This window comes from Herbaspirillum sp. FG34 (assembly GCF_057809315.1).
In genome coordinates this window covers 62,291-82,663 of sequence record NZ_JBMDJS010000001.1, presented here as the reverse complement: position 1 = coordinate 82,663, position 20,373 = coordinate 62,291, and the positions used below count along the sequence as shown (strand labels likewise).

Here is a 20,373-nt window from a genome sequence, read left to right as displayed (position 1 = left end):
ACAATGACGATGCAGCTGGATGTGGTGACCTGGGGGGAAGCCCTGGCACTCTTGGTGGCCGATGAAGTCGGCCCCTTCGAGGAAGTGGAAAAATATACGCGCCGCCTGGCCGGTGCCGAGACCAATGTGGCCATCGGTCTGGCGCGACTGGGCTTGAAAGTGGGTTGGGCCAGTCGCGTGGGCAATGATGCCTTTGGTCGTTTCATCCGCAAGCGGGTGGCGCAGGAAGGTGTGGACGTCAGCCGCGTACTCACCGACATGGAATTTCGCACGGCCATCCAGTTGAAGGCCAAGGCAGTCGATGGGGCAGACCCGGCCATCGAGTATTACCGCAAGGGCTCGGCGGCCAGCCACCTGTCGCTGGAGGATTTCGACCCGGCGTATTTCGGCGCGGCGCGACACTTGCACGCCACCGGCATCGCGCCGGCCTTGTCGCCCACCACGATGGCTTTCGCCCATCACGCCCTGGATTTCATGCGGGCGCAGGGCAAGACGATTTCCTTCGATCCCAACCTGCGCCCCATGCTGTGGCCGTCGCGCGAGGTCATGGCGCAGCAGTTGAATGCGCTGGCCTGCAAGGCCGACTGGGTGCTGCCGGGGCTGTCGGAAGGCACGCTTCTGACCGGATATGAAGATCCGCGCGCCATTGCCGGCTACTACCTGGAGCGCGGTGTGAAGATGGTGGTCATCAAGCTGGGCGCCGAGGGCGCTTACTGGCGCAATGGTGAAGGCGAGGGCAGGGTGGCCGGCGTGCCGGTGAAGGAAGTGGTCGATACCGTGGGGGCCGGTGACGGCTTTGCGGTCGGCGTCATCAGCGCGATGCTGGAAGGTTTGTCGGTGCCCGAGGCTGTCATGCGCGGCAATCGCATCGGGGCGTTCGCCATCCAGGTGGTGGGCGACATGGAAGGCTTGCCTACCCGGGCCGAGCTGGAGGCGGCCTCGGCCTGATTTGACTCTTACAGGAATCGCCATGAAGCCGCACGTAGTCGTCTACAAAAAATTGCCCGAGCATCTGCTGCAGCGCCTGCAGGCGGAATGTGAGGTCACGCTCTTTGACCGTATTACGCAAGACAACCGCGCCGATTTCCTTGCGGCCCTGAAGACCGCCCACGGCATGATCGGCGCAAGCCTGCCGATCACCAACGACATGCTGGAGGGCGCGCCGCAACTCAAGATCGCCTCGACCATCTCGGTGGGCGTGGACAATTTCGACCTGGATTATTTTCGTCGGCGCGGGCTGATGCTGGCGCATACGCCCGGCGTGCTCACCGAAGCGACTGCCGACACCATCTTTGCCTTGATCCTCTCCACCGCGCGCCGCGTGGTGGAACTGGCCGAGTACGTCAAGGCCGGACGCTGGAAGGGCAGCATCGGTGAGGCCCAGTTTGGCGTGAACGTGCACGGCAAGACGCTGGGGCTGATCGGCATGGGCCGCATCGGTTCTGCGGTGGCACGGCGGGCGCATCATGGTTTCGGCATGCCGATCCTGTATCACAACCGCCGGCCCGATCCCGAGGCCGAGCGCGAACTCGATGCGCGCTACGTCAGCCAGGATGAGTTGCTGGCGCAGGCGGACTTCGTCTGCGTGATGCTGCCCCTGAACGCCGCGACCGAACGCCTGATCGGCGCACGCGAATTCACGCTGATGAAGCGTAGCGCCATCTTCATCAATGCCTCGCGCGGACGTATCGTCGATGAGGCGGCGCTGATCGCGGCCCTGCAAGACAAGACCATCTACGGTGCCGGCCTGGATGTGTTCGAAGTCGAGCCGCTGCCCGCCGAGTCCCCCTTGCTGCAACTCCCCAACGTGGTGGCCTTGCCCCACATCGGTTCGGCCACCCATGAAACCCGGCTGGCCATGGCCGAGCTGGCCGTCTCCAATTTGCTGGCTGGTCTGCGCGGCGAACCGGTGCCCCACCTGGCGGTCTGAACAACGCGGTGTTGCCTGCGGGCAGCCCGCGCTGCAATTCCGCTGCATGAAGTTTTTTTTAGCTTCTGTTCATTTCCTCTTCCGCTCACGTGAATCTTTGGTGTATGCTGCGAACATTAAAAAGAACGATCGTGCTAAAAACCGGTAGGCACCCCGTTTTGCTTTTATAATCCTGCGGAAGTTTACGTTTACGTCAATTCCTTTTTGCAAGGGCCATGCGATGAAAGTATTAGTACCAGTCAAGCGCGTCGTGGATTACAACGTCAAGGTGCGCGTCAAGAGCGACGGCAGCGGCGTCGATATCGCCAACGTCAAGATGTCGATGAACCCGTTTGACGAAATCGCGGTGGAAGAAGCCGTGCGCCTGAAAGAAGGCGGCAAGGTCACCGAAGTGATCGCCGTCTCCGCCGGCGTGACGCAGTGCCAGGAAACCCTGCGCACCGCCATGGCCATCGGCGCCGATCGCGGCATCCTGGCCGAAGTGGCGGCTGATGTCGAACTGCAACCGCTGGCCGTGGCCAAGATCCTGAAGGCCCTGGCCGAGAAGGAACAGCCGCAGCTGATCATCCTGGGCAAGCAGGCCATCGACGACGACTGCAACCAGACCGGCCAGATGCTGGCTGCCTTGCTGGGCTGGCCGCAAGCCACCTTCGCCTCCAAGGTGGTGCTGGAAGAGGGCAAGGTCACCGTGACCCGTGAAGTGGACGGCGGCCTGGAAACCCTGGCCCTGACCCTGCCGGCCATCATCACCACCGACCTGCGCTTGAACGAGCCGCGTTACGTCACGCTGCCCAACATCATGAAGGCCAAGAAGAAGCAGCTCGATACCGTCAAGCCCGAAGAGCTGGGTGTGGACGTGGCCCCGCGCGTGAAGACCCTGAAGGTCACCGAGCCTGCCAAGCGCAGCGCCGGCGTGAAGGTGCCGGATGTCGCGACCCTGGTCGCCAAACTGAAAAATGAAGCCAAGGTGATCTGATCATGACCGCACTCGTTATTGCCGAACACGACAACGTTAGCCTCAAGGGCAGCACCCTCAACACCATCACCGCCGCAGCACAAGCCGGTGGTGATGTCCACGTCCTGGTGGCCGGCGCCAACGCCAAGGCCGCCGCTGACGCTGCCGCCCAAGTGGCAGGCGTGGCCAAGGTGCTGCTGGCTGATGCCCCGCAATTTGCCGATGGCCTGGCCGAAAACGTGGCCGAACAAGTCCTGGCCATCGCCAAGGATTACAGCCACATCCTGGCGCCCGCCACTGCCTACGGCAAGAACATCCTGCCGCGCGTGGCCGCCAAGCTGGACGTGGGCCAGATTTCCGACATCACCAAGGTGGAGTCGGCCGATACCTTCGAACGTCCCATCTACGCCGGCAACGCCATTGCCACCGTGCAGTCGATCGACCCGATCAAGGTCATCACCGTGCGTACCACCGGTTTCGATCCGGCCGCGCAGGGTGGCTCGGCCGCCGTGGAAAGCATCCCGGCCGTGGCCGATTCGGGCAAGTCCAGCTTCGTGGGCCGTGAAGTGGCCAAGTCGGACCGTCCGGAACTGACCGCAGCCAAGATCATCGTTTCCGGTGGCCGTGGCATGGGCTCGGCGGAAAGCTTCAAGATCCTGGAGCCGCTGGCCGACAAGCTCAACGCCGCCATGGGTGCATCCCGTGCCGCTGTCGACGCAGGCTACGTGCCCAACGACTGGCAGGTCGGCCAGACCGGCAAGATCGTCGCGCCGCAGCTCTACATCGCCGTCGGTATCTCCGGCGCGATCCAGCATTTGGCCGGCATGAAGGACTCCAAGGTCATCGTCGCCATCAACAAGGACGAGGAAGCGCCGATCTTCTCGGTGGCTGACTATGGCCTGGTGGGTGACCTCTTCGAGGTCGTGCCCGAGCTGGTCAAGCAGCTTGGCTGATCTGGTCTGAACCGTAGTATCCGCCCCGGCTCAAGCCGGGGTGTTTTCGTGTACCCAAGGAACGCCGGCAGAGCGTTCCCAATGGAGGTTGGAGATGAGTTACACCGCGCCCGTGAAGGATATGTTGTTCGTCATGAACGAACTGGCCGGTCTGGCAGCCGTGAATGCGCTGCCCGGCTGCGAGGATGCCACGCCGGAAACGGCCGAGGCCATTCTCGAAGAAAACGCCCGTTTCTGCAGTGAAGTGATCGCCCCGCTGAACCATTCTGCCGACAAGGCGCCCAGCAGCTGGTCCGACGGCAAGGTCACCACCAGCCCCGGTTTCAAGGAGGCCTTCCGCCAGTTCGGTGAGGCCGGCTGGCAAGGCGTGCAGCATCCCGTGGAGTTCGGCGGACAAGGCCTGCCCAAGCTGCTGGCCACGCCCTGCATCGAGATGCTGAACTCGGCCAATCTCTCCTTCGCGCTGTGCCCGCTGTTGACCGATGGCACCATCGAAGCGCTGATGACGGCTGGCACCCAGCAGCAGAAGGAAACCTTCATCGCCAACTTCATCTCCGGCAAGTGGACCGGCACCATGAACCTGACCGAGCCGCAGGCCGGCTCCGACCTGGCACTGGTGCGCACCCGCGCCGTGCCGGAGGGCGACGGGACCTACAAGCTCTTCGGTACCAAGATCTTCATCACCTATGGCGAGCACGACATGGCCGAGAACATCGTCCATCTGGTGCTGGCCCGCACGCCCAATGCGCCTGAAGGCGTGAAGGGCATTTCACTCTTCATCGTGCCCAAGTTCCTGGTCAACGCCGACGGTTCGCTGGGCGCGCGCAATGACGTGCACTGCGTCTCGATCGAACACAAGCTGGGCATCAAGGCCAGCCCGACTGCCGTGCTGCAGTTCGGTGACCATGGTGGCGCCATCGGCACCCTGGTCGGTGAAGAGAATCGCGGCCTGGAATACATGTTCATCATGATGAATGCGGCACGCTTCGCCGTGGGCATCCAGGGTCTGTCGGTGTCGGAACGTGCCTACCAGAAGGCCGTGTCCTACGCCCGCGACCGCATCCAGTCGCGCGACCTGGCCGGCTCGCCCGGTCCGGTGGCCATCATCCACCAGCCCGATGTGCGTCGCATGTTGATGTCCATGCGCGCCCAGATCGAGGCGGCGCGTGCGCTGTCCTACGTGGCGGCAGCGACTTCCGATGCGGCGCATTTCAGTGATGACGAGGCGACCCGCAAATCCAACCAGGCCTTCTACGAATACCTGGTGCCCATTGTCAAGGGCTGGATCACCGAGATGTCCATCGATGTCACCTCCACCGGCGTGCAGGTGCATGGCGGCATGGGCTTCATCGAGGAAACCGGTGCGGCCCAGCATTACCGCGATGCGCGCATCCTGCCGATCTACGAAGGCACGACGGCCATCCAGGCCAATGACCTGGTCGGCCGCAAGACCGTGCGTGACGGCGGTGCCGTTGCCAAGGGCATCATCGCCCAGGTGCGCCAGACCGTGTCCGAGCTGCAGGGCGATGCGCAACTGCAGCCCATCGCGGCGCGCCTGGCAGAGGCCGCCGATGCGCTGGAGCAGGTGGTGGACTATGTGGTGGCCAACATCAAGAGCGATATCAAGGCTGTCTTCGCGGGCAGCGTTGCGTATCTGAAGATGGCCGGTGTGGTGCTGGGCGGCTGGCAGATGGCGCGTGCAGCGGCCATCGCGGCGGGCAAGCTGAAGTCCGGTGAGGGCGATGGCAAGTTCTTTGAGGCCAAGCTGGCGACCGCACGTTTCTATGCCGAGCAGATCCTGCCGCAGGCGCTGGCCTATCGCACGGCCATCGTCGATGGCGGTGCTGCGGTGATGGCGCTGGCCGAAGACCAGTTCTGATCCGCGTCTGCAAGCAAAGCCCGGCATGCCGCATTGGCGGCATGCCGGGCTTGTTCATTGGGGCAGGGCAGTGGTCAGCCGAAGGCGCCGCCCGTAAAGAGCAAATCGAAGCTGCGCGCCAGCAGGGCGATCACGCCCAGGGCACCCAGCCCTACGGTCAGGACCAGGATCAGCGCCAGGATCCAGTGCGAGTCCGAGGACTGGCCGCTGGCGGCGTTGTGGCGTGCATCCCATTTTTCGTCAGGGGTGAGGCCGATGACCAGCGCTTCCAGGCAGGCGATCAGGGCCGAGAGCACGAAGGGCAGTCCCGTGAAGAGCTTGGGGGAGTCCGGTCGAGCCGCCATCAGGGCCAGTGACAAGGGAATGGTCAGTACATGCAGCCAGCCGAAGCGGTCGCGGCCCCCGCAGAGGTAAAAGCGATGCAGACCGATGCTGCCGAAGACAGTGGCCAGGAAGGTCGTCAGGGTCTTGTTCTTGTGGCGGGGCGATGGGGGCATGCTGCTTGTCTCTTTATTCTGTTGTACGCCGGCGCAAGTGACGCCGGCGGTCATTTTGTCGTCATGGGTCGGAGCAGTATAGCCCAGCCCGTGGCGGGCAGGCATTTCCGGCAGGACAGTCGGCAACCCCGCTGTCCTGCCCGGATGGGGGCAAAAGTGATGTCTTTTGGCATCACTTTTGCCGTGTTTTGGGGAGTTTCAGGGCTTTTGTGCGTTGGTCTCTGGCACAAAAGCCCCAAGCAACTTGCCCGGGTGGGCGGAAGTCCGTTATAATCTGCGGCTTTTCCGTGTCCGTATTCTTACTGGAACCATTATGGTCGTTATTCGTTTAGCTCGTGGCGGCGCCAAGAAGCGCCCCTTCTACAACATCGTTGCAACCGACTCGCGCAATCGTCGCGATGGCCGTTTCATCGAGCGCATCGGCTTCTACAACCCGGTCGCTTCCGGCAAGGAAGAAACCGTGCGTATCGCTGCTGACCGTCTGGCTCACTGGCAAGGCGTTGGCGCACAACTGTCGCCGACCGTTGCTCGCCTGGTCGCTGAAGCCGGTTCCAAGGCTGCTGCTTAATACAGGTTTTCCTGTCTGATTCCGCGCCGGTTCTGCTGGCGCCCGGATGAAGAACAGGTCTGGTGTACTCATGACTCATCCAGCCCAGGCGGGGTTCTCCGCACCCGACGATCTCGTGACCGTCGGCCATGTGACCGGAGCCTACGGAATCCAGGGCTGGATTCGCGTGCGTCCTTATTCTTCCGAGGCAGATGCCTTGCTGAATGCCAAGACCTGGTGGCTGGAGAAGTCCGGCCAGCCCAAACAGGATGTCGATGTCATGCAGTCCAAGGGGCACAGCGGCGATGTCGTTGCGCGCCTGACCGGGGTAGCGGACCGCAATGCGGCCGAAGCCATGAAGGGAACGGTGGTCTCCATCTCCCGCAAGCACTTCCCGGCGCTGGATGACAATGAATTCTACTGGGTCGATCTGATCGGCTCGGCAGTGGAAAATCTCCAGGGTGAACAACTGGGCGTGGTGTCCGACATGATGGACAACGGCGCCCATCCCATCCTGGTGGTGAAGGCCCCGGTGCAGGAAGCTGCACCAGCGCTGCAACCGCAACCCGCTGCCGACGCAAAGCCGAAAAAGGGTGCCAAGGAGAAATCCGCGGCGGCGCCCGAACTGTTGATTCCGTTTGTCGACCAGTTCGTCAAGACGGTGCAGCAGAGCGAAAAGAAGATCATCGTCGACTGGGACAAGGATTACTGACCTTCAAGGTCAGTTTTTTCTTTTCCGGCGCTGATGTCGGCAGATTCAAAAGATTCAAAAGAACCCAGGAAATGGAGGCGTGATGCAGTTTGATGTCGTCACTCTGTTTCCCGAGATGTTCGCCGCGCTGACGCAGTCCGGCATTACTCGCCGGGCGCTGGAGCAGCAGCGCTGGGGCTTGCAGTTGTGGAATCCGCGTGAATTCACCACTGACAATCACCGCACCGTGGATGACCGCCCCTATGGCGGCGGTCCCGGCATGGTGATGCTGGCCAAGCCGCTGCAGGCTGCCATCGAGGCGGCGCAGCAGCGACAGCAAGCGCTGGGCCTGGCCCGGCCGCGTGTGATTTATCTTTCACCGCAAGGTGCACCGCTGACGCATGAGCGCGTGGTGAGGCTGTCGCAGGACAGCGGGGCAGTGCTGCTGTGCGGTCGCTATGAAGCGATTGACCAGCGCCTGCTCGACAAGTGCGTGGACGAGGAAATCAGCATCGGCGACTTCGTCCTCTCCGGCGGTGAGTTGCCGGCGATGGCGCTGATGGATGCAGTGATCCGGCTCTTGCCGGGTGCGCTCAACGACAGTGCCTCGGCAGTGGAAGACAGTTTCGTCAACGGTCTGCTGGATTCGCCCCATTACACGCGTCCGGAAGTCTATGAAGGTGAGCCGGTGCCCTCCATCCTCCTGGGTGGACACCATGCCGAGATCCAGAAATGGCGCCGGCAGCGGGCACTGGAGGCCACGCAGGCCAAGCGTCCCGACCTCATCGTCCGGGCCCGCGAGCAGGGCTTGCTGAGCAAGGCCGATGAAAAGTTTCTGGGCGGTCTGGCGCAGCCCTGAAGGTTTGTAGCAAATGCAGTACCGCAGGCCCGGCAACGGACCTGCACCGTGCGGTGGCCGATGTCACCGTGTTTGAAACCCCATCCTCTACCGGGCTTTACAATCCGCCCTCGTGGCAACGGCGCCGGCAAGATGGTTACAGGAGCAAAAAATGGATCTGATCCAGCAACTCGAGCAAGAAGAGATCGCGCGTCTCGCCAAGAACATTCCCGACTTCGCCCCCGGCGACACCGTGATTGTCAACGTGAACGTGGTTGAAGGTACCCGCAAGCGCGCTCAGGCTTACGAAGGCGTGGTCATCGCCCGCCGTAACCGTGGTCTGAACTCCAACTTCATCGTCCGCAAGATTTCTTCGGGCGAAGGCGTGGAGCGTACCTTCCAGCTGTACTCGCCGCTGATCGCCTCGATCGAAGTCAAGCGTCGTGGTGACGTGCGTCGTGCCAAGCTGTACTACCTGCGCGAACGTTCGGGCAAGTCGGCACGTATCAAGGAAAAGCTGCCCAGCCGTGCGGCAAAGGCTGCTGCTGCCGAGTAATCGGTCGCCTGTTGATGCGTCAGGAAAAGGGGTGTCTCACGACGCCCCTTTTTCGTTTCCGATGCCCAATGGAAGTTGAAGTGGAAGTCCTGCCAACCTAACGATCAAGCGAGCACAACGTGGCCAGTTTCGATCCTCTCAATCTGCCGGTGGATGCCGTCGCCGGCGAAAGTGCGCTGGAGACTGCGCGCCTGAATGCCGACTGGCTGCGCCAGCGCTTCGCCGACCCGCCGCGCTGGGAGCCCGAGCACAGCGGCGACCAGATGGCCCGGCTGGCCGAGTCCAAGGGACGTTTCCGGCTGGCCTCGGTGCTGATCCCGATCGTGCTGCGCGAGCAAGGTTTGACGGTTCTCTTCACTCAGCGCACAGCTGACCTGAAGGACCATGCCGGACAGATCAGCTTCCCCGGTGGTCGCCGCGAAGACTACGACGGCTCGGCCATCGACACCGCCCTGCGTGAGACCGAAGAGGAAATCGGCCTGGCGCGTCATCACATCGAAGTCATCGGTTCGCTGCCTGATTACTTCACCGGCACCGGTTATCGCGTCACGCCCGTGGCGGGCTTGATCCAGCCGCCGTTCGAGACTATCGGCGATCCGCGCGAAGTGGCCGAGATTTTCGAAGTTCCGCTGGCTTTCCTGATGGATGGCGTGAACCATCAGCGTCGTTCGGTGGAGCTGCCGGCACCGGTCGGTCGACGCAGCTTCTATACCATGCCCTATGAACGTTACTTCATCTGGGGCGCCACCGCTGGCATGCTGCGCAACCTGTTCCACTTCCTGCGTAGTTGACAGTGCAATATGTCGCGCATCTGCGACGCTATGTCTCTGTTAGTGTTCAAGTAAGTAAAAATCCGTGACATTGCGCGCTTGATCCTGCTGGGTGAATCAATTGTTTGATTCCCCTCTTGCACTGCGCTATCGTACGGGCTATAGAGACCCCTAAGGCAGCTTGATGACATTTCTTTCCATTCTCTTTGCGCTGTTAATCGAACAACTCAAACCACTGCGCGCAGACAATCCGGTATACGCGTCGATCAAGTCTTTCGCGGCCACGATTGAAGGCTGGTTCAACGCCGGCCACGCCCATCATGGGCGCCTGGGCTGGGTGGTGATGGTAGGTGCCCTGACGGTGCCGGTGGCACTGGTCTACTGGCTCTTGCTGCATGTGAGCCTGGTGGCCGCCTTCGCCTGGAACGTGCTGGTGGTCTACATGACCCTGGGTTTCCGCCACTACAGCCATTACTTCACTTCCATCCAGCTGGCGCTCAACAGTGGCGACGAGATGACCGCGCGTACCCTGCTGGCCGAATGGACCAGGCAGGACACCACGGGCATGGATGTGAGCGAAATCTCGCGCATCGCCTCCGAGCGTGCGCTCATCACTACGCATCGCCATGTGTTCGGGGTGTTCTTCTGGTTCCTCATGCCGGTGGGGCCGGCGCTGGCGGTGATGTACCGCGTCGCCGAATATCTGTCGCGCGCCTGGAACGAGCCGGATCACATGAAGTTCGAAGCTTTCGGTCGCTTTGCCGCCCAGGCCTTCTACTGGATCGACTGGATCCCGGCCCGTCTGACCGCCTCCGCCTTTGCCGTGGTGGGCAACTTCGAGGAGGCCATCTATGCCTGGCGCAACTTCGCCCGCCGCTGGGACGATGAGGCCGCCGGCATCATCCTGGCCGCCGGTGGCGGTGCCATGGGTGTGCGCTTCGGCACCGAGAAGGAAGCAGCAGCCGGCATCATCCTGCCGGCTGACGCTGCCACGGTCGATTCCATGCCCGAGGAAACCGACGGCCTGCCTGGCGACACACCCTCGCCACGCACCCTGCAAAGCACCGTGGGCCTGGTCTGGCGCGCCTTGCTGCTGTGGATGTTCCTGTTGCTGCTGCTGTCGGTGGCGGTGTGGATGGGCTAGGCGGAAAGATGGATGAAAAAGCGGGCGCAGGCCCGCTTTGTTTTTGGGAACGCATTTCTCGCCAACCCGGTATACTTCCGGCTTCACTTCACAAGATCGCCACTTGCCTGGCAGCAGCATGCCCCGGCAATCGCAGAGCGGCATGCAGGAGCCGGGGAGACCGGTAGAAGCCAAGTCTTCTATAAGATATAATACTCAGTACCGCGCAGGCACCCAGGCAGAGCATCGCCGAGGCACCGCGCGCTCCAGGGCTCCGGTCCCACCAGGACAAGGGCATTCGGTTGCAAGCGCTTTAGAAGAACTGCATGTATGGCTGATCCCATCAAACCCGCAAACGCACCGGCCAAAGAATTCATCATCCTGGGCAAGACCTCGGATGGCCGGCAGTTCCGCCCCAGCGACTGGGCGGAGCGCCTGTGCGGCGTGATGTCGTGCTTCCGTCCTGAAGGCAGCGGCGGTCGCAATGCACACCTGAAATATTCTCCCTACGTGTTGCCTACCCACATCGATGGCGTGCGCTCGGTGGTGGTCAACGAAGCCCTGCGCGAGCTGGAACCACTGGCCTATCACTTCGTGGTCAACTTCGCCAAGGACAACGACCTGCAAGTGGTCGAGGCCTGTGTGCTGCCCGATCCGCCCAAGGACAACAAGGCCGGCTGATTCCTCGCTGCCGCTGCCGCGCCGGTCTTGCTGCGGCATTGCCAACCCCTCGCCAGCTTCATGCCGCCGCGTCCTGCGGGCGGTCCCGCCAGCAGTTACACTAGATGTCACATTGTCAGTCTCGTCGATGACTCAGCCTTGTCATTGCGCCAGAGTCTCACGGGATCATCGGGCCGCTTGCGGCCCTCTCATCACGGAGAACCAGCATCATGAACCACCGCATGGAGCGCGACACCTTTGGCCTGATCGAAGTCCCGGCCGAACGCCTGTGGGGCGCGCAGACCGAACGTTCGCTGCACCACTTCCACATTTCCACCGAGCGCATGCCGGCCGAGCTGATCGTGGCCCTGGCCGCCGTCAAGCGCGCCTGTGCCACGGTCAACCGCGACCTGGGCAAGCTGGACGGCAAGAAGGCCGAGGCCATCATTGCGGCTGCCGATGAGGTCATCGCCGGCAAGCATCCGCTGGAGTTTCCGCTGTCGGTCTGGCAGACCGGGTCCGGCACCCAGAGCAACATGAACATGAACGAGGTGCTGGCCAACCGCGCCTCCGAACTGCTGGGCGGCGTGCGCGGCGAGGACCGTCTGATCCACCCGAATGACGACGTCAACCGTGGCCAGTCCTCCAACGACATCTTCCCGACCGCCATGCACGTGGCGGCCTGCATGGCCGTGGCCACGCACCTGATCCCCTCGCTGCACACCCTGCGCGCCACGCTGGCGGACAAGTCCGCGCAGTTTGCCGACATCGTCAAGATCGGCCGTACCCACCTGCAGGACGCCACGCCGCTGACGCTGGGCCAGGAGTTCTCGGGCTACGTGGCGCAGCTGGATCATGCCGAGTCGGCCATCATCGCCACGCTCAACGCGATCTCCGAGCTGGCCGCTGGTGGCACGGCCGTCGGTACCGGGCTCAATGCCCATCCCGAATTCGGCGAGCGCGTGGCGGCCGAGCTGGCCAAGTATTTCGGTTTCCCGTTCAAGACTGCGCCCAACAAGTTTGCCGCCCTGGCCGGACACGATGCCCTGGTGGCCGCGCACGGCGGACTCAAGACCCTGGCGGCGGCCATGATGAAGATCGCCAACGACGTGCGCTGGCTGGCTTCCGGCCCGCGTTCCGGGTTGGGTGAGATCACCATTCCCGAGAATGAACCGGGCAGTTCCATCATGCCGGGCAAGGTCAACCCGACCCAGTGCGAAGCCATGACCATGCTGTGTGCCCAGGTCTTCGGCAACGATGTCGCGCTCAACATTGGCGGTGCCAGCGGCAACTTCGAGCTCAATGTGTTCAAGCCGGTGATCATTCACAACTTCCTGCAGAGCGTTCGTCTGCTGGGCGATGGCATGGCCAGCTTCGAGGAGCACTGCGCGCGCGGTATCGAAGCCAACCACAGCCGCATCGGCGAGCTGATGGAAAAATCGCTCATGCTGGTGACGGCGCTGGCCCCGCACATTGGTTACGACAAGGCCGCCAAGATCGCCAAAGAGGCGCATCACGACGGCACCACCCTGAAGCAGGCGGCATTGGCGCTGGGCTATGTGACGGAAGAGCAGTTTGCCGAGTGGATCAAGCCGGAGCAGATGACGCGGCCGGGTTGAGCACTGCGATCTCGCCCCGGTTGCAGGGGCGCCGGAAGTGTTGCGTTACCGGAGAGTGCGACCATCAACGGCCTTGAAGAAGGCCGTTTTGTTTTTTGCGGCACGCATGAGATCGTGCTTCGCGGGCGCGACAAGCCCCTGATTGCAAAGCCTTTTCAACCCCGTGTATATCTCTGTTGATTAGGGTTACGAAATGAAACATCTCAAGATTTCACCGCGCCCCGCGCGTATATTGCTTTCCTGCGCCAGATGCGTCTGCAAGCCGCAGCCGGAAAGGATTCCAGGCTCATACGAGTGCGTGGGGAACGCGCCCGTGATGCCCTCTGGCAAATATTCCAGGCATTTCAAACATTCTGCGACACACCCAAGGGCAACAATATGAAGAAACTAGCGGCAATTGGCCTCTGCGGCATGCTGGCAACCGCCGGCCTGGTCGCCAGTGCCTCGGCCTATGCGCATGGACGCTTCTATGGTGGCGTGGTCATCGGTGGCCCTCTGTGGGTGCCGCCCCCGGTCTACTATCCGCCACCGGTGTATTACCCGCCGCCGGTCTACGTGGAGCGCGTGCCGGCGCCGGTCTATGTGGAACCGCAGCGTCAGGAGTACTGGTATTACTGCTCAGATACCAAGTCCTATTATCCCTACGTCCAGAACTGCCCCAGTCCGTGGATGAAGGTGGTGCCCAATACGCCAGGCGTGCCGGGTGGCGCGCCACCGCAGTGAGTCAAGCCGCCTGCGTCGTCTGTCGTCGATCCCCCCGATAAAGGAAACATCGTGAAGCCCCTCTACAAGACCGCTGCTACCGTTTCCGCTCTGGGCGCCATGCTGGCGCTGGGCGGCTGCGTGAGCGTACCCACCGGCCCCTCGGTCATGGCCATGCCCGGCAAGGACAAGACCTACGAACAGTTCCGCGCCGACCAGCAGCAATGCCAGCAATACGCGCAGGACGCCATCGGCGGGCAGGCCGCGCAGACCCAGAACAATGCCGCCAACAGCGCCGCTGTCGGTACCGCCGTCGGTGCCGTGGCCGGCGCACTGATCGGGGCCGCCTCGGGCAACGCCGGAGCGGGTGCCGCCATCGGCGCCGGTGGTGGCTTGCTGGTGGGCAGTGCCGCCGGCAGCAACGCGGCAGCAGGTGGCAACTACTCGATGCAGCAGCGCTACGACATGACCTACACCCAGTGCATGGTCAGCAACGGTAACCAGGTCCAGCAGCCGGTCCAGACCACCACCGTCTACACCTATCATCCACGCTACTACTATGCACCGCCGCCGCCTCCGGGGTATTACGGCCCGCCGCCGGTGTATTACGGTCCACCGCCGGGCGCCTATTGAGCGCTCGCACAAAAACCGTCTCTGCGGAGGCGGTTTTTTCTTATGCAGCGCAACATGGCGCGCTGCCGGTGCTATACTCGCCGCCATGCTTTTCCGAAATCAACTTGCGAAAACCCAGCATTGGTGGCGCGCCTGAACGAGGCGGCCCGTTTTCACACAGCTTGACCATGTGACCATGATGCCGCCGGTTCCGGCGGCATTGTTTCTTCAGCTTCGGGACCGGCGGCATTCCAGATAACGATCAGGAATGACCATGTCTTCGAACGCACCGAGCAATACCTCCTCCGCCTTGCCTGTGGTCCTCACCGGCGATCGCCCCACCGGGCCACTGCACCTGGGCCACTACATCGGCTCGCTCAAGTCGCGCGTGGCGCTGCAGGAAACCTCGCGCCAGTTCCTGCTGCTGGCCGATACCCAGGCCATGACCGACAACGTCGGCCGCCACCAGAAGGTCACCGACAACGTCCTGGAAGTGGCGCTGGACTACCTGGCCGTAGGCATCGATCCCGAGAAGTCGACCATCTTCATCCAGTCCCAGGTGCGCGAGCTGTATGAACTGTCGATGGTGCTGTTGAACCTGGTGACGGTTTCGCGCCTGGAGCGCAACCCCACCATCAAGGAAGAAATCCGCCTGCGCGGCTTCGAGCGCGATATCCCGGCCGGTTTCCTGACCTATCCGGTCAGCCAGGCCGCCGACATCACCGCCTTCAAGGGCCAGCTGGTGCCGGTGGGCAGTGACCAGTTGCCCATGATCGAGCAGACCAATGAGCTGGTGCGCAAATTCAATGCCACCGTCGACCGCGAAGTGCTGGTCGAGTGCAAGGAAGTGCTCTCCGAAACCGGCCGCCTGCCCGGCATCGACGGCAAGGCCAAGATGAGCAAGTCGCTCGGCAATTCCATCCCCCTGGGGGCTACGCCGGCCGAGATCAAGCAGGCCGTGCACCGCATGTACACCGACCCCAACCATCTTCGGGTGGACGATCCGGGCCAGGTCGAGGGCAATGTGGTCTTCACCTTCCTCGATGCCTTTGATCCCGACCGCGACGCCGTGGCCGAACTGAAGGCCCACTACACCCGAGGTGGCCTGGGCGACAGTGTGGTCAAGCGCCGTCTGGAAGGCATCCTGCAGGAAATGCTGGAACCCATCCGCACCCGCCGCGAAGAGTTCGCCAAGGATCGCGGCGAAGTGCTGGCCATCCTGAAGCGCGGCACCGAACGCGCCAGCGCCGTGGCCGCGCAGACCATGGCCGAAGTCAATGCTGCCCTGGGCCTGAACTACTTCGGTTAAGGCACATTTGCCGACTATATGAAAACCGCCGCATCCCATCCGGGTTTGCGGCGGTTTTTTTATGCCTGCGTGAAGGTTTTTACCGATTTTTGGGAGGCGTCATCGGCGGCAGTTCCAGCAGGACTTCCAGCCCGCCCTCCGGCAGGTTGCGCAGGCGCAGCTGGCCGTGATGGTTCTCGGCGATGTTGAGCGCGATGGTCAGGCCCAGCCCGGTACCGCCGGTATCGCGCGAGCGCGAGGTCTCCAGGCGATAGAAGGGTTCGAACACGGCCTCCAGTTCGGCCTCCGGAATGCCCGGCCCCTGGTCGCGGATGCGGATGGCGATCTTCTGCTGTTCCAGCGCGATACTGACGCGGGCTGACTTGCCGTACTTGCAGGCATTGTCGATGAGGTTGGTCAGGCAGCGCCGCAGCGCGCCCGGCTGGGCCATCACGAAGGCGCGGGTGCTGCCTTGCAGGGTGACGTCCTGGCCGGCATCGGCGGCGTCGGCGCAGACGCTGTCGAGCAGGGAATCGATGTCCAGAGCCTGGATCTTCTCGGAAGAATCCATGCTGCGCGCCAGGTCCAGCCCTTCGCGCACCATGCCGTGCATGACGCCCAGGTCGTCGATGAGCTTCTGCTGCAAGCCGGGATCGCTGACCTTTTCCAGTCGCAGCCGCATGCGCGTCAATGGTGTCTGCAGGTCATGCGTGATGGCCGCCAGCATGTGGGTGCGATGCTGGATCTGGCGACGGATGCGTCCCTGCATGGCGTTGAAGGCATGGGCCGCCTGGCGGATTTCGGTGGGACCGGTTTCGGCCAGCGGGGCGTGGTCGATGTCGCGGCCCAGGCGCGAAGCGGCTTGCGCCAGCTGGCGGATAGGGCGGGTGGCCATGCGCGCCACCAGCCACGCCAGCATGGCAATGAGTACCAGGAACAGCAGGATATATTGCAGACCGAACAGACCGGCCGGCCCGCCCGGTCCGCCGCGCCCGCGCAGGGCCGGGGGCTCGCCCGGCTGGTGCAGGCGCAGGCGCATGAGCGCCTGGTCATGCAGGCTGATGTAGATGACGCGACAGGTATCACGGCGCGGACCACGCCCGTCATCGGCATGCAGCGGCGGGCATTCGCTCTCACGCTGCACGGCGATCTTGCGGTCCTCGCCCAGGCGCGCCTGCAGCATCTCGATCAAGGGACTGCTGCTGCTGACATTGGAGCCGATGGCGTCGTTCATGTCGTCCACCATGCGCGCCTCGAAACCGAAGTTGGTCGCCGCCTGCAGCACGATGGGCCGCTGCGCGGAAGGGATGTTGTCCACCGCCTGCACGATCTGCTCGACGCGGTCGGCCAGATGCTGGAAGCGCAGCTCACGCAAGATATTGCGGCGCTCGTTGCCGGCCAGCCAGTTGGTGGCAAACACCGCCACCACGATACCGCCCAGCAGCAGGAAGAAGATGCGGTTGCCGATGGAGCCGAGGAAATTCTTCATCCCGGGCGGCCCGTCCCTTCGGCCGTCACGGTCGTGGCCAGCACGTAGCCCTCGTTGCGCACGGTCTTGATGATGGTGGGGGTACGCGCATCATCGCCCAGCTTTTGGCGCAGGCGGCTGATCTGGATATCCACCGAACGGTCGAAGGGATCGGATTCGCGGCCTTGCGTGAGCTCCAGCAACTGGTCGCGGTTGAGCACGCGGTTGGGATGGTCGAGGAACACCTTCAGCAGCCGGAATTCCGCTCCCGACAAGGCCACCACCACACCATCCCGGCTCACCAGGTGACGCGCGGTGAGATCCAGGGTCCAGCCGGCAAAGCGCATGGTGGCAACGTCCGGCTGGGCCATGTTGGGCGGCAGCGCCTGGGTACGGCGCAGCACGCTGCGGATGCGGGCAAACAGTTCGCGCGGCTCGAAGGGCTTGGCCAGGTAGTCATCGGCGCCCATCTCCAGCCCCAGGATGCGGTCCAGCGGCTCGCCGCGCGCGGTCAGCATGATGACCGGTACCGAGGAGGTGGCGCGCAGGTTGCGGCAGATGGTCAGACCGTCTTCGCCGGGCAGGGTCAGATCCAGCACGATCAGGTCCACGCGCGACTCTTCCAGTACCCGGCGCATTTCGCTGCCATTGGTGGCGGTCAGGGTGCGCAGGCCATTGCTGTCCAGATATTCGGCCAGCAGGGTGCGGATGTCGCGGTCGTCATCGACGACGAGGATGTGAGTATTTGTATCCATGGACCGCATTATGCCGAACTTGTCCGTCCCTGCAGGGGGGATTTGTATCGGGTCTTTACAAGGAGCAGGGCAGAAATAAAACGATACCTGCGCGGCCCGCATATATACAAAACGATACAAATGACGCCACAGCGGAAAAATCCTTGATACACGCCGCCGGTTTAATGGGAACCATGCCAGGACAGCACGTCGCTGTTCAAAAGCATAACGAGCACCACCCCCTGAAAGGAGCAAGCCATGTTGACATTCAAGAACCGTATCCTGGCCGGCGTCGCCGCCGTAAGCATCAGCGCCGTCACCCTGTCGGCCTTTGCCCAGATGCCCCCGGGCGGCCCGCAAGGTCATGCGCCAAGCCCGCAACAGATCGCCAAGTTCGAGCAGATGCGCGCCAAGCACCAGGCCGAGCTGCACGACAAGCTCAAGATCACCGCCTCCCAGGAAGCCGCCTGGAAGCTCTTCCTCGACAAGACCAAACCGGCCCCGTTCGACCCGGCCGGCCGTCCCGACAAGGCAGAATGGGCCAAGCTGAGCACCCCGGAACGTCTGGACAAGCAGCTTGACATGATGCGCAAGCGTGAAGCCTTCGCCGAGCAGCGCATCGCCGCCACCAAGGACTTCTACGCCACTCTGTCGCCGGAGCAGCAGAAGATCTTCGATGCCGAGCACGCCAAGATGGAGCGCCATCGTTGGGAAAAGATGGAACACATGCGCCACGGCGACCGCAAGGGTCCCCCGCATGGCGGCAAGCCGGCACCGGATGCCCCGCCGGCCAACTAAACCGGGGCAGGCATGACCTGCCGCTGCGCCGGTGCAAGCCTGATACCGGCGCAGCGTGCAGTTCCACCCGACAGCCTTGCGTTTGCCCGCAAGGCTGTTCTCGTTGGCACATCGTGCAATGGCGGCAATAGCTGGGTACACTGCGTGCCAGCCCGCCGACTTGATCGGTTCACAGGTTTTCCTGACATGACAAATACTCCCAATTCCCGGCAGCCGTCTCCCTCCAACAGCTCTTCCCGTGGCAGCATTCTGCGCCGCTGGTGGTTCTGGGTCCTGGTAGCGGTGCTGGCCGCAGGTGGCGGCGCCAAATGGTGGTCCAAGAAGAAGACCGAACAGGAGCAGATGGCGGCCATGGGTGGCCCGGGCGGACGTCCCGGTGGCCCTGGTGGGCCGGGTGCGCGGCGCCCCGGTGCCGGCGCCTTTGGCAGCCAGACCATGCCGGTGGGCGTGGCCACGGCCCAGGTGCAGAACGTGGATGTGTTCCTCAACGGTCTGGGTTCGGTGACTCCGACGGCCACGGCCACCGTGCGGGCCCGCGTGGATGGACAACTGATGAAGCTGCATTACAAGGAAGGCCAGGTGGTCAAGGCCGGTGAGCTGCTGGCCGAGCTCGATCCGCGTGCGCTGCAGGCCGCGCTGACCCAGGCCGAAGGGCAGCTGGCGCGCGATCGCGCCTTGCTCGCCTCGGCCCGGCTGGATCTCAAGCGCTACCAGACCCTGCTGTCGCAGGACTCGATTGCCAGCCAGCAGGTCGATACCCAGGCCGCGCTGGTCAAGCAATACGAGGGCACGGTCAAGGCCGATGAAGGCAGTGTCGCCAGCGCCCGTCTGCAATTGTCGTTCACCCGCGTCACCGCCCCGATCAGCGGTCGCCTCGGCCTGCGCCAGGCCGACGTGGGCAACAACGTCACTACCAGCGATACCAATGGGCTGGTCATCATCACCCAGTTGCAGCCGATCACGGCCATCTTCAGCATCCCCGAAGACAATATCCCCAAGGTCTTGCAGCAACTGCAGAGCGGCCGCAAACTGCCGGCCCAGGCCTGGGACCGCGAGCAGAAGAAGAAACTGGCCGATGGCGTGTTGTTGACCATCGATAACGTGGTCGACTCCACCACCGGCACGGTCAAGCTCAAGGCCCAGTTCCCCAATACCGATTACGCGCTCTTCCCCAGCCAGTTCGTCAACATCCGCCTGCAACTCAAGACCGAGAAGGGCGCCACCGTCATCCCCACGGCCGCCATCCAGCGCGGGGCCAAGGGCTTGTTCGTGTATGTGGTCAAGCAGGACAACACCGTCACCGTGCGCCCGGTCAAGACCGGCCCGGTGCAGGATGACCAGACCGTCATCACCGATGGCATCAGTGCCGGTGAAACCGTGGTCATCGATGGCATCGACCGCCTGCGCGAAGGCGCCAAGGTGGAAGCGGTCACCCGCGGCGGCGCCGATGATCCGGCCAACAAGCTCACCACCGAGAATCCGGAACGTCGCCATGGCAAGCGGGGGCAGGGCGGTCAAGCGGCCCAGGGCGGCGAGGCCAACCTGAGTCCGGAAGAGCGGCAGAAGCGCTGGGCCGAACTCAACAAGCGCATCGATGCCGGTGAATTCGGCGAAGAAATCAAGAAGCTGCCCGAAGACCAGCGTCGCCAGAAGATGATGGAGCTGCGCCGCCAGCGCGAAGGCGGCGCCAACAATGCAGGCAACGCCAACGGCGCCAAGTAAGCACCCTCAGTCCGATTTGCCCAATCTGCAC

21 protein-coding genes are annotated in these 20,373 nt (G+C 63.1%); 18 read left to right on the top strand and 3 right to left on the bottom strand.

Features of this window, described 5'->3' with window-relative positions; all coding sequences use genetic code 11:
* Positions 1-3 precede the first annotated feature (3 nt).
* The 5 genes from ACODSZ_RS00360 (at position 4) to ACODSZ_RS00340 (ending at position 5,717) form a co-directional block, all read left to right on the top strand.
* Positions 4-948, top strand: coding sequence for a sugar kinase (locus ACODSZ_RS00360; RefSeq protein WP_488926805.1), 945 nt, complete (start codon positions 4-6; stop codon positions 946-948).
* A gap of 22 nt (positions 949-970) precedes the next feature.
* On the top strand, positions 971-1,930 hold the full coding sequence (locus tag ACODSZ_RS00355) for a 2-hydroxyacid dehydrogenase (RefSeq protein ID WP_488926804.1): 960 nt from the start codon (positions 971-973) through the stop codon (positions 1,928-1,930).
* Positions 1,931-2,150: 220 nt separating this feature from the next.
* Positions 2,151-2,906 (top strand): electron transfer flavoprotein subunit beta/FixA family protein, encoded by a 756-nt coding sequence (locus ACODSZ_RS00350; RefSeq protein WP_034350081.1) that lies wholly within the window; start codon positions 2,151-2,153, stop codon positions 2,904-2,906.
* Between the two features lie 2 nt (positions 2,907-2,908).
* Complete coding sequence (locus tag ACODSZ_RS00345) at positions 2,909-3,838, top strand: electron transfer flavoprotein subunit alpha/FixB family protein (RefSeq protein WP_175343037.1); 930 nt, start codon at positions 2,909-2,911, stop codon at positions 3,836-3,838.
* 94 nt (positions 3,839-3,932) lie between these two features.
* A complete protein-coding gene (locus ACODSZ_RS00340; RefSeq protein ID WP_175343036.1) occupies positions 3,933-5,717 on the top strand; it encodes an acyl-CoA dehydrogenase in 1,785 nt (594 codons plus the stop codon).
* Positions 5,718-5,791: 74 nt separating this feature from the next.
* Here the strand turns inward: ACODSZ_RS00340 and ACODSZ_RS00335 are convergent, their stop codons facing one another.
* A complete protein-coding gene (locus tag ACODSZ_RS00335) occupies positions 5,792-6,214 on the bottom strand; it encodes an NINE protein (protein ID WP_488926803.1) in 423 nt (140 codons plus the stop codon).
* Positions 6,215-6,527: 313 nt separating this feature from the next.
* On the opposite strand from ACODSZ_RS00335, the gene rpsP reads away from it, so the two are divergent.
* The 11 genes from rpsP to trpS all read left to right on the top strand — a co-directional run bounded on the left by rpsP (position 6,528) and on the right by trpS (position 15,641).
* Positions 6,528-6,782, top strand: coding sequence for a 30S ribosomal protein S16 (gene rpsP / locus ACODSZ_RS00330; RefSeq protein ID WP_008327198.1), 255 nt, complete (start codon positions 6,528-6,530; stop codon positions 6,780-6,782).
* 70 nt (positions 6,783-6,852) lie between these two features.
* Entirely contained in the window at positions 6,853-7,473 is a 621-nt protein-coding gene (rimM, locus tag ACODSZ_RS00325) for a ribosome maturation factor RimM (protein WP_488926802.1), read from the top strand.
* A gap of 82 nt (positions 7,474-7,555) precedes the next feature.
* Positions 7,556-8,311, top strand: a complete 756-nt coding sequence (gene trmD, locus ACODSZ_RS00320; protein WP_299539315.1) for a tRNA (guanosine(37)-N1)-methyltransferase TrmD — start codon at positions 7,556-7,558, stop codon at positions 8,309-8,311.
* Positions 8,312-8,462: 151 nt separating this feature from the next.
* Positions 8,463-8,846: a 50S ribosomal protein L19 gene (rplS, locus tag ACODSZ_RS00315; protein WP_008327243.1), complete on the top strand. Its 384-nt coding sequence runs from the start codon at positions 8,463-8,465 to the stop codon at positions 8,844-8,846.
* 119 nt (positions 8,847-8,965) lie between these two features.
* On the top strand, positions 8,966-9,637 hold the full coding sequence (locus ACODSZ_RS00310) for a CoA pyrophosphatase (RefSeq protein WP_175343032.1): 672 nt from the start codon (positions 8,966-8,968) through the stop codon (positions 9,635-9,637).
* Positions 9,638-9,800: 163 nt separating this feature from the next.
* Positions 9,801-10,760, top strand: a complete 960-nt coding sequence (locus tag ACODSZ_RS00305) for a CobD/CbiB family protein (RefSeq protein ID WP_175343031.1) — start codon at positions 9,801-9,803, stop codon at positions 10,758-10,760.
* A 309-nt stretch (positions 10,761-11,069) separates the two neighbouring features.
* Positions 11,070-11,420 carry a DUF3579 domain-containing protein gene (locus ACODSZ_RS00300; protein ID WP_008327247.1) on the top strand — a complete coding sequence of 117 codons (351 nt, stop codon included), beginning with the start codon at positions 11,070-11,072 and terminating at the stop codon, positions 11,418-11,420.
* 209 nt (positions 11,421-11,629) lie between these two features.
* On the top strand, positions 11,630-13,018 hold the full coding sequence (fumC, locus tag ACODSZ_RS00295; protein ID WP_175343030.1) for a class II fumarate hydratase: 1,389 nt from the start codon (positions 11,630-11,632) through the stop codon (positions 13,016-13,018).
* 378 nt (positions 13,019-13,396) lie between these two features.
* A complete protein-coding gene (locus ACODSZ_RS00290; RefSeq protein ID WP_008327249.1) occupies positions 13,397-13,741 on the top strand; it encodes a hypothetical protein in 345 nt (114 codons plus the stop codon).
* A gap of 51 nt (positions 13,742-13,792) precedes the next feature.
* On the top strand, positions 13,793-14,353 hold the full coding sequence (locus ACODSZ_RS00285; RefSeq protein ID WP_488926801.1) for a glycine zipper family protein: 561 nt from the start codon (positions 13,793-13,795) through the stop codon (positions 14,351-14,353).
* Between the two features lie 253 nt (positions 14,354-14,606).
* Positions 14,607-15,641, top strand: a complete 1,035-nt coding sequence (gene trpS / locus ACODSZ_RS00280; RefSeq protein WP_241821085.1) for a tryptophan--tRNA ligase — start codon at positions 14,607-14,609, stop codon at positions 15,639-15,641.
* A gap of 79 nt (positions 15,642-15,720) precedes the next feature.
* Here trpS and ACODSZ_RS00275 read toward each other — a convergent pair whose 3' ends face one another.
* Both ACODSZ_RS00275 and ACODSZ_RS00270 read right to left on the bottom strand, forming a co-directional pair.
* Positions 15,721-17,109 carry an ATP-binding protein gene (locus ACODSZ_RS00275; protein ID WP_488926800.1) on the bottom strand — a complete coding sequence of 463 codons (1,389 nt, stop codon included), beginning with the start codon at positions 17,107-17,109 and terminating at the stop codon, positions 15,721-15,723.
* Complete coding sequence (locus ACODSZ_RS00270) at positions 17,106-17,843, bottom strand: response regulator (protein WP_217509821.1); 738 nt, start codon at positions 17,841-17,843, stop codon at positions 17,106-17,108. Before ACODSZ_RS00270 ends, ACODSZ_RS00275 begins: the two co-directional genes overlap by 4 nt.
* Positions 17,844-18,080: 237 nt before the next feature.
* Between ACODSZ_RS00270 and ACODSZ_RS00265 the strand changes: the two genes are divergently transcribed.
* Together ACODSZ_RS00265 and ACODSZ_RS00260 are read left to right on the top strand one after the other, a co-directional pair.
* The gene (locus tag ACODSZ_RS00265; RefSeq protein WP_008327257.1) at positions 18,081-18,620 is read left to right on the top strand and encodes a Spy/CpxP family protein refolding chaperone; all 540 of its coding nucleotides are present in this window, start codon (positions 18,081-18,083) and stop codon (positions 18,618-18,620) included.
* A 186-nt stretch (positions 18,621-18,806) separates the two neighbouring features.
* On the top strand, positions 18,807-20,342 hold the full coding sequence (locus ACODSZ_RS00260; RefSeq protein WP_175343026.1) for an MdtA/MuxA family multidrug efflux RND transporter periplasmic adaptor subunit: 1,536 nt from the start codon (positions 18,807-18,809) through the stop codon (positions 20,340-20,342).
* Positions 20,343-20,373: the final 31 nt, after the last annotated feature.